9 protein-coding genes are annotated in these 12,242 nt (G+C 66.5%); 3 read left to right on the top strand and 6 right to left on the bottom strand.

Going from position 1 to position 12,242, the window contains the following annotated elements:
* Window positions 1-61 precede the first annotated feature (61 nt).
* Together ydiK and QTH90_RS11410 are read right to left on the bottom strand one after the other, a co-directional pair.
* Entirely contained in the window at window positions 62-1,147 is a 1,086-nt protein-coding gene (gene ydiK, locus QTH90_RS11405) for an AI-2E family transporter YdiK (RefSeq protein ID WP_286664665.1), read from the bottom strand.
* Between the two features lie 54 nt (window positions 1,148-1,201).
* Entirely contained in the window at window positions 1,202-1,657 is a 456-nt protein-coding gene (locus QTH90_RS11410) for a LapA family protein (RefSeq protein WP_286664666.1), read from the bottom strand.
* A 235-nt stretch (window positions 1,658-1,892) separates the two neighbouring features.
* Between QTH90_RS11410 and QTH90_RS11415 the strand changes: the two genes are divergently transcribed.
* The gene (locus QTH90_RS11415) at window positions 1,893-4,931 is read left to right on the top strand and encodes a PAS domain-containing hybrid sensor histidine kinase/response regulator (RefSeq protein ID WP_286664667.1); all 3,039 of its coding nucleotides are present in this window, start codon (window positions 1,893-1,895) and stop codon (window positions 4,929-4,931) included.
* A gap of 10 nt (window positions 4,932-4,941) precedes the next feature.
* Here QTH90_RS11415 and QTH90_RS11420 read toward each other — a convergent pair whose 3' ends face one another.
* Together QTH90_RS11420 and QTH90_RS11425 are read right to left on the bottom strand one after the other, a co-directional pair.
* Window positions 4,942-5,583: a response regulator gene (locus QTH90_RS11420; protein ID WP_286664668.1), complete on the bottom strand. Its 642-nt coding sequence runs from the start codon at window positions 5,581-5,583 to the stop codon at window positions 4,942-4,944.
* Window positions 5,584-5,734: 151 nt separating this feature from the next.
* On the bottom strand, window positions 5,735-6,364 hold the full coding sequence (locus QTH90_RS11425) for a response regulator (RefSeq protein ID WP_286664669.1): 630 nt from the start codon (window positions 6,362-6,364) through the stop codon (window positions 5,735-5,737).
* A gap of 358 nt (window positions 6,365-6,722) precedes the next feature.
* On the opposite strand from QTH90_RS11425, the gene uvrA reads away from it, so the two are divergent.
* Both uvrA and atpE read left to right on the top strand, forming a co-directional pair.
* Complete coding sequence (uvrA, locus tag QTH90_RS11430; protein WP_286664670.1) at window positions 6,723-9,776, top strand: excinuclease ABC subunit UvrA; 3,054 nt, start codon at window positions 6,723-6,725, stop codon at window positions 9,774-9,776.
* A gap of 138 nt (window positions 9,777-9,914) precedes the next feature.
* The gene (gene atpE / locus QTH90_RS11435) at window positions 9,915-10,160 is read left to right on the top strand and encodes a F0F1 ATP synthase subunit C (RefSeq protein ID WP_286568941.1); all 246 of its coding nucleotides are present in this window, start codon (window positions 9,915-9,917) and stop codon (window positions 10,158-10,160) included.
* 12 nt (window positions 10,161-10,172) lie between these two features.
* Here atpE and QTH90_RS11440 read toward each other — a convergent pair whose 3' ends face one another.
* Together QTH90_RS11440 and QTH90_RS11445 are read right to left on the bottom strand one after the other, a co-directional pair.
* Entirely contained in the window at window positions 10,173-11,285 is a 1,113-nt protein-coding gene (locus QTH90_RS11440; protein ID WP_286664671.1) for an NADH:flavin oxidoreductase/NADH oxidase, read from the bottom strand.
* A gap of 30 nt (window positions 11,286-11,315) precedes the next feature.
* A complete protein-coding gene (locus tag QTH90_RS11445; RefSeq protein ID WP_286664672.1) occupies window positions 11,316-12,233 on the bottom strand; it encodes an acyl-CoA thioesterase in 918 nt (305 codons plus the stop codon).
* Between the last annotated feature and the right edge of the window lie 9 nt (window positions 12,234-12,242).

The following is a 12,242-nucleotide window of genomic DNA, read 5'->3' on the forward strand; positions in this document are numbered from 1 at the left end:
TGTCGGTGACACACGAAAGCGTGTGCCGGCAGGACGTATACGCACGGCCGGCCCCGTTGGATCAGTGCCCTGCCTGGCGCTGCGCCTCGACTTCCGGCGGATCGGCGTCCGCGAGCCAAGCGTCGATCAGCGTATAGGACACGGCCAGCATGACCGGGCCCACGAAGATCCCGACCAGCCCGAAGCCGAGCAGGCCACCGATGACGCCGGCAAAGATCAGGAGCAGCGGCAGGTCCGCGCCGCGCTTGATGAGCATCGGGCGCAGGAAGTTGTCCATGGTGCCGACGATCAGGGTCCAGATCCCCAGGAAGATGCCCCAGCCGGTGGAACCATGCCAGAAGACCCAGATCGCGGCCGGCGCGAGCACCAGCGTCGGACCGATCTGGATGATGCAGAGCATGAACATCACCGCCGTGAGCAGCGCGGCGAACGGCACGCCGGCAATCGCGAGCCCGATGCCACCCACCACCGCCTGGACGATGGCCGTGACGCCCACGCCCAGCGCCACCCCGCGGATCGCCTTGCCGGCCAGGACGACTGCGCCCTCTCCGCGCGGCCCGCCGAGCCGGCGGCCGAAACGCAGGGCCTCGGCCGCGGCCGTTTCACCCTGGGCGTACATCACGCCCGCAATGACCACGGTCAGCAGGAACTGCAGCGTCAGCGCTCCCACGACGCCGGCCTGTGAAAAGAGCCAGCCCGTGACCTGCTTGGCATAGGGCGTGACCTTGGCCTCGACGCCGGCCACGCCCGAAGCCACGAGTTCGTCCCAGGCGACCGTCAGCTTGGGCCCGACGAATGGCAGGCCGCCGACCCATGCCGGCAGTTGGGGGGGCCCCTCGCTGATCTGCTGCCTGAACCAGTCGGCGACTTCGTCCGCGTTGGCCGCGATGGTCGAAATGGCCAGCGTCAGCGGCAGCACGAACAGCAGCAGCAGGATCAGCACCATCACCAGCACTGCGAGGCTGCGACGCTTCCACAGCCGGGCCTCGAACCACAGCAGTGCAGGCCACGTGGCCACTACGACCATGACCGCCCAGATCGTCGCGCCCAGGAAGGGGCGAAGAATCCAGAGGGACGAGCCGATGAGCAGGACGATGCTCAGTACGCCAAAGGTGATCTTGGCAAGGTCGGAGCGAGGTTCGGTCATGAGGGTCACCAGTTTCTTGGACAACCCGCAGTTTGCTTGAGGCCGGGCCTGCCGTTAAGTCTTCAGTGGTTCGGGCCGGCTGGAAATCGCGCGTTCCAGGAGTTCGGAGCGCAGTTTGATCGACGCCTCGACCTGCTCCACGCGCGCGAGCAGCGCGGCATGGCGCTCGGCATTGCGCTCCATGTGGGTGTTTTCCTGGCCCTCAAGGAAGTTGCGCAGTTCGGTGAATCGCGAAGCCTCCGCCTTGTCGGCGAGCGTGCGCTGGGCCTGGATCTCCTTCGATTGCCGGCGCGTTTCGAGCAGCATCGAGCTCTGCAGATACACCACGTAGGTCGCGGAAACGACGACCAGGAGCCCCGTCAGCGCCAGCATGACCAGCCCCAGCGGCGCCGTGATGTGCATGAAGCCGAGCGACATGGCGACCGGCGCGGCCAGGACGCCCCAGTTCAAGGTGGCCAGTGCCGCGATCAGCACCATGACGATGAGCAACACGCCCGTTCTTAGTCCCATTGCGTACCTTCTTCAGTTTCTTGCGTTGTGGAGGGCCGGACCGGTTACCGGTCCAGCGGACCCGTGACTGTAGAAACTCCGCCCCTAGCGGTCTACGAGACGGGTCTGGTCCTGCGGGCGACCTTTCGAGCAGCCGCCCGGGAAGGTTCAGTTGCAATCCAGTGGTTGCGCTGGTGGCCAGAGCGAGGATCGACTAGTCTCGTTGTTGCATTTGTCCACCGGACGCGGAGCTTCCATGACCCCCAAGGTCCGTCGAATCATCCGGACGCTCGACGGCGGTGTCGGCACCATGGCGCTGACCTGCCTGCTCGGCGTCGCGAGCTACTTCGTCGGGCAGCCGTCGGCGATCGAGCTGAGCTGGTTCTGGGTGGCGCTCGGGTCGCTCTGCATCGTCAGCCTCGCGGTTCTGCAGTACGCCCGGGCTCGCCGCGTGCAGCGCCGGGACGATGAACTCCAGGCCATCGTCGATGCGGTACCCCATGTCGTTTTCTTCAAGGACACCAATTTCCGGTATCAGACGCTGAATGCGGAGTTCGAGAAGGTGTTCGACCTCGACGTGCACTCCGTACTGGGCAAGACCGACAAGGAAGTCTTCGACCCCGAAATCCATGCTCGCCTGGCGTCGCAGGACCGCGAAATCCTCGGGTCGGGCGTTGCCCACACGTACGAACAGCAGGCCGTGTTCGGCGGGGATGGCAGTCTCCGCACCATCCAGACGCGCAAGCGCCCGGTCCACGATCGCCGCGGAAAGCTTCTCGGCATCGTCGGCGTGGCGATCGACGTCACGGAGCAGAGGCTGGTCCAGCGCCAGCTGGAGGATGCCAACACCCGACTTGGCATCGCGCTCGATGCGGCACGCATGGGCTTCTGGGAATGGAACCTGGCGACGGGCGAGATTCGCGCCGACCCACGCGCTCGCGAGATCCTCGGCTTCGACGACACCATTCATGACGCGACCGCGGCTTTCGCCAATCTTCATCCCGATGACATCGGCGGCATCATGGCGCGCATCGAAGTCGTGCGCACACGGAAGGAAATCGCTGCCTACGAGTTCCGGGTCATCCATCCATCCGGCGAGGAGCGCTGGGTGGAGGGGTTCTCCTCGGTCGACCGGGCGCGGGAAGGCTCCGACTACCTCATCGGCGTCAATCGCGACATCACCGAGCGTCGCCGCAGCGAACTCGAACTCAGCGAGGCGAAGCAGCGCGCCGACCGGGCGCTCGCCGAACTCGAACTGTCCCGCAACAACCTGGCGTTGGCGCTGAGCATCGGCGGCCTCGGCGTGTGGCGATCGGTCACGCTGTTGCCCAGGCGGGCGCGACTGGCGGATTCCGCGTTTCTCGACACCGTCCTCACCACAGACTCGAAGGTCCGGGAATTTCTCGGGCTCGGCGAGGATTCCGCCGTCACCTACCGCGATCTGCTCTCGATGCTGCACCCTGAGGACCGCGATCGCGTGGCGGCAAGGCTCGAGCTGACGTATCGCCGCAGGCACTCGGCATACCGCGACCATTTCCGCGTCTGCAGCCGTGACGGCGTGGTCCGAACCCTGGACACGCAAGGCAGCATGACGAGGCACGTCGACAGCCACGGCGATACCGTCGCCGTCTCCTTCACGGGCATCGCCAAGGACATCACGAAGGAAGAAGAACTGAAGGCCGACCTCGTGGCCAAGGCCGAAGAGGCGCGATCCGCCGTGGAGGCCAAGGCGCACTTCCTCGCGATGATGAGCCACGAAGTCCGCACACCGCTCAATGGTGTGCTGGGAATGATCGATCTCGTCATCGACACGCCGCTGACGGACGACCAGCGAAGCATGCTGCAGCGAAGCCGGGAATCATCGGTCGCCCTGCTCACGATCATCAACGACATCCTCGACTTCTCGAAGATCGAAGCACGCATGCTCGATCTGGAGCGTCGGCCGCTGTCGCTGGGCGGGCTCATCGAAGACGTGTGCGCGACGATGGCGCCGGAAACGAGTCGCAAGGGGATCCGGCTGGACTTCCAGGTCGATCCGCAGATTCCGCCCTTCATCGTCGGCGATTCCGTGCGCCTGCGGCAGGTGCTCACGAATCTCATCGGCAATGCGGTCAAGTTCACCCACCAGGGCGGCGTCAAAGTCGAGGCGCGCCGGATTTCGGACAGGCAGTTCGAGCTGGCGGTGGAGGACACCGGCATCGGCATCGACCCGCGCGTGACGAAGTCGCTCTTCCAGCCCTTCCGACAAGCCGACGTGGCCACCACCCGGCGCTACGGCGGCACCGGGTTGGGGCTCACCATCGTCAAGCAACTGGTCGACCTGATGCAGGGTCGCATCGATTGCCACAGCCAGCTGAACCGGGGCAGCCGATTCGCAGTGACCTTGCCGCTGCATGCGTGGACTCCGGGCGCGGGCTCGGCGCATGGGCATCTGGCGGCCCAGCCTGCCGCCTCCAGCCGCGTGAAGCCCGCGGCCGGAGACGCGCTCGCAATGACCCGGACTCCGGCGCAGAAGGTCCTGCTCGCCGAGGACCATCCGATCAATCGCGAAGTCATCACCCGGCAGCTCGCCAAGCTCGGCTACGAATGCGACTGCGCGGAAGATGGCGAGCAGGCGTGGGAGAGGCTCAGCGCCCCCGGTGCGTCCTATTCGATGCTGCTGACGGACTGCCACATGCCGCGGCTCGATGGGTACGAACTGACGCAACGCCTGCGCGATCGCGAAGCCAGGCTGGGACTGCCGAGGCTGCCGATCGTCGCGCTGACCGCCAACGCGTTGCGAGGCGAAGCCGAACGCTGCATCGCGCTCGGAATGGACGCCTACCTGTCCAAGCCGCTGCAACTCGCCGACCTGCGCAAGACGCTGCTCGATGTCATGCCCGAACCGCCGGCGCCAGATTCCGCCGGGGCCGCGCCGGGCACCGCCGGCTCCTCGAAAGCGGAGCCGAAGCCCCCCTACGAAGCCCTCGCCGACCTGTGCGGCGGCGACCTCGGCAAGGTAGCGAAGCTGGTCGATATCTTCGTCGCGGCCACGTCGGAGGACGTGAAGGCGATGGATCGGGCGTTCGAAGCCGGCGACCATGCAGCGCTGCGGCAGCTGGCGCACAGGTTGAGTTCAGCCTGCCACCAACTCGGCGAGACCGGCACGGTCACGCGCTTGCGAGCGATCGAACATCTGGAAGACGCGGACAACGCCCGGCTGCAGGACAAGCTCGGCGAGCTCTACGGTTCCGCACGAAAAGACCTGTCGGCAGTGCTGGGGCGCGCCTCGGATTTCACGCGTACGCACGCCTGAGCCTGGAGGCTCAGGAAATCATGCCGTTCTCGCGGGCGTAGGTATAGATGTCGAGATCGCTCTTCAGGCCCAGCTTGACCATGGCGTCCGACTTTTGCCGGCTCACCGTCTTGATGCTGCGCGACAGGCGCTCGGCAATGGCCGTGACCGTCATCCCCGATGCGAACAGGCGCAACACTTCGACCTCGCGCGGCGAGAGCTTGGCGACCTCGCCCGATTTCAGGTTGAACTCGCTTTCGAACAGCGTCTGCCGAAAGGTCGTGCTGACGTAGGTCTGACCTTGCTGCACCGCCTGGATCGCGAGAGAAATCTCGGTCATGCCGGCAGACTTGTCGACCAGGCCGCGCACACCCGTCTCCAGGATCGTTCCGTGCACGGCCGCGTTGGAGATCATCGTCAGCACGATGATCGGGAGATGGGGATGGTCGCGGCGTATGCGTTGAAGCAAGCCCAGACCATCCGCCGCCTGACCGCCCGGCATCGAAAAATCGGTGATGAGCAAGTCGGCGGGCGTTTCGCGCAGTGTCGACAACACCTGCTCCGGCGAGTCGGCTTCAGCGACGACGGCCAAGCCGCTATCGCCTTCGAGAAGCATCCTGACGCCGGCGCGAATGAAGGGATGGTCGTCAGCAATGATCAAGCGCAACGTCACGATCCGATCGTCCTTTTGAAGCTTTTCCGAAGACCGTCGTGCGCACAAAGCCCACCCGGCTCCAAGGCTCCAGGGACTATCAGACTGAACATCCTCCCTTGTCAACCGGAGGTTCAAGTTCAGAGCAGACTCCTGGAAATGGCACGATCGCTCATGTAACCAGATGATGGGCTCGCGAAAAATCGACCAGTTCCACGAGCGTGGAGATGCTCAGCTTTTCAAAGATCCGCGTCTTGTAGCCGCTGATGGTCTTGTTGCTGATGAGCAGCGTGTCGGCAATTTCCTTGTTGCTCAGGCCGCGGGCCAGGTATTGCAGGACGGTCAATTCGCGATCGGAGAGACTCTTGATCAAGGTCCCCGGCTTGCCGTCCCCCAGGCTGGCCTGGTCCTTCAGCACGGAGGTCGCGAACATGCTGTAGCCCGCCAGCACGGTGTAGGAGGCCTGCACCACGCGATCGAGGTCTTCCGTCTTGCTGATGAAGGCATTGGCGCCGGCCTTCACGGCGCGAGCACCAAAGATCGACTCTTGCTGACCCGACAGCACGAGCAGCTTGGTTTCACGCTGGAGCTTTCGCACGCGCTCGATCACGTCGAGGCCGTTCAGGCGCGGCAGGTCGACATCGAGGATCACCAGATCGGGCTGGTGTTCGCGGATGGTGGCGAGCGCCGACGGGCCATCGGCCGCTTCGGCCACGACATTGAAATCGCCGGTGGCCTCCAACGCAGAGCGGACGGCCAGCCGAATGGCCGGATGATCATCGACGAGAACGACTGAGTGCATGTTGTATCCCTGGGTTGAAAAACAGAAGCACGCCGTGCGTTCCACAAAAGGTGTCTGGTCCGTTTCCGAACCTTCTGGCCGAGCCCTTTGACATGGACGCGGCTCCCGTGTGGATGCAAGGCATGACTCGCAGGCGCCGAAGCATAGCGGCGGCGTGTGGAGGCCCACCCTGTCAGGGGACCTTTTCAGATTTTTCCGAGGAATCATTCGAGAATATTCCTCATTTCGAGATTGAATTGCAGCGGCGCAGCCTCTTCGGTGCCCGACGCCGAGGGCGCTCAGGCACCCGACGATTCCTCTCGCAGGCCCGGAAACCGCCGGGGACTTATCATGTCCGGTTGCCCAGGACCGACCGCCCGTGAATTCACCCTCCGATGACGCCTACCTCGGCGCCGTGCTCGCGCAGCAACGCATCAGCATTCGCGGCGCGCGCACGCACAACCTCAAGAACGTCGATCTCGACATTCCGCGCAACAAGCTGGTGGTGATCACCGGCCTGTCGGGCTCGGGAAAATCCAGCCTGGCCTTCGACACGCTCTATGCCGAAGGCCAGCGCCGCTACGTCGAGAGCCTCTCGGCCTATGCGCGGCAGTTCCTGCAACTGATGGACAAGCCGGACGTCGATGTGATCGAGGGCCTGTCGCCCGCGATCAGCATCGAGCAGAAGGCCACCAGCCACAACCCGCGTTCGACCGTGGGCACGGTGACCGAGATCCACGACTACCTGCGGCTGCTCTACGCCCGGGCCGGCACGCCCTACTGCCCCGACCACCACCTGCCCCTGCAGGCGCAGACGGTGAGCCAGATGGTCGACGCGGTGCTTGCCATTCCCAACGAGCCGCGCCTCATGATCCTGGCGCCGGTGGCGCGCGAGAAGAAGGGCGAGTTCCTCGAACTCTTCGCCGAGATGCAGGCGCAGGGCTACATCCGCTTCCGGGTCGACGGCCAGACCTACGAATACAACGACCTGCCCAAGCTCAAGAAGACCGAGAAGCACGACATCGACGTGGTCATCGACCGCCTGCGCGCACGGCCCGACATGCAGCAGCGACTGGCCGAAAGCTTCGAGGCCGCGCTGCGGCTGGCCGACGGCCGCGCTATCGCGCTCGAAATGGATGCACCTGCGAGCGAGCCTGAATCGGCGCCCGCGCCGAAACCGGCGCGCGAGCACCTCTTCAATGCCAAGTTCGCCTGCCCGATCTGCCACTACTCGCTGGCCGAGCTGGAGCCCAGGCTGTTCTCCTTCAACTCGCCCGTGGGCGCATGCCCGAGCTGCGACGGCCTCGGCCACCGCGAGTTCTTCGACCCGGCGCGCGTGGTCGCGTTTCCGTCGCTGAGCCTCGCGAGTGGTGCGGTCAAGGGCTGGGACCGGCGCAACGGCTACTACTTCAGCATGCTGGAGAGCGTGGCGAAGCACTACAAGTTCGACATCGACAAGCCCTTCGAGGAGCTGCCCGCCTCCGTCCAGCAGACCGTGCTGCACGGCTCGGCGTCGGAAGAGATCAAGTTCACCTACGTGATGGACAGCGGCCAGCAGGCGGGCAAGAAGCTGACGCGCAAGCATCCCTTCGAGGGGATCATCCCGAACATGGCGCGGCGCTATCGCGAGACCGACTCGGCGATGGTGCGCGAGGACCTCTCGCGCTTTCGCAACATGCAGCCCTGCCCCGACTGCGAAGGCTCGCGCCTGCGCCGCGAGGCGCGCAACGTGTTCCTGGTCGACGACACCGGACCCGAGCCGCAGCGCATCGCGATCTACGAGATCAGCCGCGCCACGCTGCGCGAGAGCTTCGCCTACTTCCAGAAGCTGCACCTGCGTGGCGCCAAAGCCGAGATCGCCGACAAGGTGGTGCGCGAGATCGGCCTGCGGCTCAAGTTCCTGAACGACGTCGGCCTCAACTACCTGAGCCTGGACCGCAGCGCCGAGACCCTGTCCGGCGGCGAGGCGCAGCGCATTCGCCTCGCCTCGCAGATCGGGTCCGGCCTCACGGGTGTGATGTACGTGCTCGACGAGCCCAGCATCGGCCTGCACCAGCGCGACAACGACCGCCTCATCGGCACGCTCAAGCATCTGCGCGACATCGGCAACAGTGTGATCGTGGTCGAGCACGACGAGGACATGATCCACGCGGCCGACCACGTGATCGACATGGGCCCCGGCGCCGGCGTGCACGGCGGGCGCGTGATGGCGCAGGGCACCTACGAGCAGGTCGCTGCCAGCCCTGAGTCGCTGACGGGCCAATACCTCTCGGGCACCAAGAAGATCGCGGTGCCTCAACGCCGCACGCCATGGCTGCCGGTGGTCGCCAAGCCGGCGTTCAACGAGGGCAAGAAGCCGTCGCGCTTTCCACAAAGCCCCGCGGCGGAGCGGCGTGCCGCGCGCGAAGCTGCACACCTGGCGTCGCAAACGGACCTGCAGGAAATCCGCGTGATCGGCGCGTCGGGCAACAACCTCAAGAACGTGGACGTGGCCTTCCCGGTCGGCTTGCTGACCTGCGTGACCGGCGTCTCGGGATCGGGCAAGTCCACGCTGGTCAACGACACGCTCTACGCCGCGGTGGCGCGCACGCTCTATCGCGCGCACGAAGAGCCCGCCGCACACGAGGCGATCGAAGGCATCGAGTACTTCGACAAGGTCATCAACGTCGACCAGTCGCCAATCGGCCGCACGCCGCGCAGCAACCCCGCGACCTACACCGGCCTCTTCACCCCGATCCGCGAGCTGATGGCCGAGACCAACACGGCCCGCGAGCGCGGCTACGGACCGGGGCGCTTCAGCTTCAACGTCGCGGGCGGGCGCTGCGAGGCCTGCCAGGGCGACGGCGTCGTGAAGGTCGAGATGCACTTCCTGCCCGACGTGTACGTCCCCTGCGAGGTGTGCCACGGCCAGCGCTACAACCGCGAGACGCTGGAGGTGCAATACAAGGGCCGCAACATCGCGCAGATCCTCGACATGACGGTGGAGACCGCGCACGACTTCCTCAAGGCCGTGCCGACCATCGAGCGCAAGCTGCGCACCCTGCTCGACGTCGGCCTCAGCTACATCAAGCTGGGCCAGGCCGCGACCACGCTGTCGGGCGGCGAGGCGCAGCGGGTGAAGCTCGCGCTCGAACTCAGCAAGCGCGACACCGGACGCACGCTCTACATCCTCGACGAGCCGACCACCGGCCTGCACTTCGCGGACATCGAGCTGCTGTTGAAGGTGCTGCACCAGCTGCGAGACGCGGGCAACACCATCGTGGTGATCGAGCACAACCTCGACGTGATCAAGACCGCCGACTGGCTGATCGACATGGGGCCGGAAGGCGGCGCCGGCGGCGGCACGGTGGTGGGCGTCGGCACGCCCGAGGACATCGCGGCAAACGAGGCGAGCCACACCGGGCGCTACCTGAAGCGGCTGCTGCCGGGCTGAGACGGCGGCGCCGCTGCCCGGCCATGACCTGCGAGGTCATCGACGCCGCGCAGGTGCTCGACGACATTGGATGCAAGCCGGAGCCAGGGCGGCGCCGGCAGCCACCAGGCCGAACTTCCCAGGCCACGAAAGAGCACCATGACCTCAGGTTTCGACATCCTCCCCCTCGCCGTCGCGCTTCTCATCGGCATCGCCGCCGTGGGCTCCTGCATCGGCATCGGCATCGTCGGGTCGAAGCTTCTCGAAGGCACGGCACGGCAGCCGGAACTCAAGGACACGCTGCAGACGCTGTTCTTCCTGATCGCGGGCGTGACCGACGGCGCCTTCATCATCGCGACCGGCATCGGCCTGTGGTTTGCCACGGCCAACCCTTTCCGGGGTTGACGCGCGACGCGTTCAGCGCTGCCCGATGCGGGCGTCGCCGAACAGCGCCTTCAGTTCGCGAGGCTGGGAGCGCCAGTATTGCTGCGGCGCCTCGACCTGCGCGCCCAGTTCGGCAGCAGCCCGCCAGGGCCAGTGCGGCTCGAACAGGATGGCGCGGGCCAATGCAACCAGATCGGCCTGGCCGGCCGCGACGATAGCCTCGGCCTGTGCCGGCTCGGTGACGAGCCCCACGGCGATGGTCGGCAGGCCCACCGCCGCCTTGATCCGCTCGGCCAGCGGCACCTGGTAGCCCGGCGACAAGGGAATCTTCTGCAGCGGCGACACGCCGCCCGACGACACGTGAACGAAGCTGCAGCCACGCTGCGAGAGCGCCTTGCCGAACGCGATGCTCTGCTCCGCGTCCCATCCGCCGTCGACCCAGTCGGTGGCCGAGATGCGCACGCCGACGGGCATGCCCGCCGGCACGGCCGCGCGCACGGCGTCGAACACTTCCAGCGGAAAGCGCATGCGGTTCTCGGGCGAGCCGCCATAGGCGTCGTCGCGCTGGTTCGAGATCGGCGAGAGAAACTGATGCAGCAGGTAGCCGTGCGCCGCGTGCAGTTCGATCGCGTCGAGGCCGAGCGCGTCCGCCCGCTGCGCCGCGCGAACGAAGGCGGCCTTGACGCGCGACAGGCCTTCGGCATCGAGGGCGACGGGCGGCGGCTCCCCAGGCGCGTGCGGGAGGGCGGATGGGGCCTCTGTCTGCCACGCACCTTCCTCCGGCGAGAGGCACTGGCCACCTTCCCACGGTGCATGGCTCGAAGCCTTGCGACCGGCATGCGCGAGCTGGATCGCCACCGGGATGCGCGAATAGCGGCGGATGGCCGCCAGCACTCGCGCGAGCGCCGCCTCGTTGTCGTCGGAGTAGAGGCCGAGGTCGCCAGGGGTGATGCGTCCGGTCTCCTCGACGGCCGTCGCCTCGATGATGAGCAACCCGGCGCCGGAAAGCGCAAGCTGCCCCAGATGGATCATGTGCCAGTCGCCGGCGTTGCCGTTCTCGGCGGAGTACTGGCACATCGGCGCGATGACGATGCGGTTGCGAAGCTGCAGCGGGCCGAGGGCGTAGGGCGAGAACAGGACACTCATGGTGGCAGCCGGAAGGGATGGAGCCGTCCCTTATATCGGCGCCGCGCCCCCGGTGCTGGACGAGGGGCTTCCCTCGCGCAGGATGCGCAACATGCCTTCCTGTGCCGTTGAGGCCACGAGCCGGCCGTCGCGCGTGAAGATGCTGCCGCGGCACAGCCCGCGGGCGCCGCTCGCGCTCGGCGAGTCGAGGCTGTAGAGCAGCCAGTCATCCATGCGGAAATCGCGGTGGAACCACATCGCGTGGTCGAGGCTGGCGGGGCGCACCTTGCCGCTCATGAAGCTCAGGCCGTGCGGGAGCATCGCGGCACGCAGCAGGCCGTGGTCCGACGCGTAGGCCAGCAGCGCGCGGTGCACGTTGGGGTCGTCCGGCAGCGGCGCGATGGCGCGCATCCAGATCGCGCTCTCGGAGGGGCGCGGTTCCGGCGTCAGCAGATCGTCGGGGTCGACGCGGCGGTACTCGATGCCGTGCGGCACCAGGCCCTTGACGCGCCAGCGCTCGGGCAGGCGGTCGCCGAGGGAGATGCGCTGGTCCAGTTCGCTCGGCAGGCCGTCAGGGCCGGCCGCTTCGGGCATCGGCAGCTGATGGTCGATGCCGTCGTCCACCGTCTGGAACGATGCCGACATCTCGAAGATGATGCGCTCGCCCTGCCGCGCCACGACGTGCCGTGTGGTGAAGCTGCGGCCGTCGCGCACGCGGTCCACCGCGTATTCGATGGGCGCGTGCTCGCCGGGCAGCAGGAAGTAGGCGTGCATCGAGTGCGCCGGGCGGTCCGTGGCGACAGTCTGGCTGGCCGCCATCAGGGCCTGCCCCAGCACCTGCCCGCCGAACACGGCCGGCGTGCCGATGTCCTCGCTCTGGGCCAGGAAGCGGTCATTGCCCAGCGGTTCAAGGCGCATCAGTTCGACGAGTTCGTCGACGAGGCGGGCGGCGGTGGCGGAATCAGTCATCGGGGGAAA

The organism is Variovorax flavidus (assembly GCF_030317145.1).
Lineage (GTDB): Bacteria > Pseudomonadota > Gammaproteobacteria > Burkholderiales > Burkholderiaceae_C > Variovorax > Variovorax flavidus.

Bases quoted from the DNA above. Each gene is read 5' to 3' on its own strand.
- QTH90_RS11440 (WP_286664671.1), bottom strand. From the start codon at position 11,285: ATGAGTGTCCTGTTCTCGCCCTACGCCCTCGGCCCGCTGCAGCTTCGC.
- QTH90_RS11425 (WP_286664669.1), bottom strand. From the start codon at position 6,364: ATGCACTCAGTCGTTCTCGTCGATGATCATCCGGCCATTCGGCTGGCC.
- atpE (WP_286568941.1), top strand. From the start codon at position 9,915: ATGACCTCAGGTTTCGACATCCTCCCCCTCGCCGTCGCGCTTCTCATC.
- QTH90_RS11445 (WP_286664672.1), bottom strand. From the start codon at position 12,233: ATGACTGATTCCGCCACCGCCGCCCGCCTCGTCGACGAACTCGTCGAA.
- QTH90_RS11415 (WP_286664667.1), top strand. From the start codon at position 1,893: ATGACCCCCAAGGTCCGTCGAATCATCCGGACGCTCGACGGCGGTGTC.
- ydiK (WP_286664665.1), bottom strand. From the start codon at position 1,147: ATGACCGAACCTCGCTCCGACCTTGCCAAGATCACCTTTGGCGTACTG.
- QTH90_RS11410 (WP_286664666.1), bottom strand. From the start codon at position 1,657: ATGGGACTAAGAACGGGCGTGTTGCTCATCGTCATGGTGCTGATCGCG.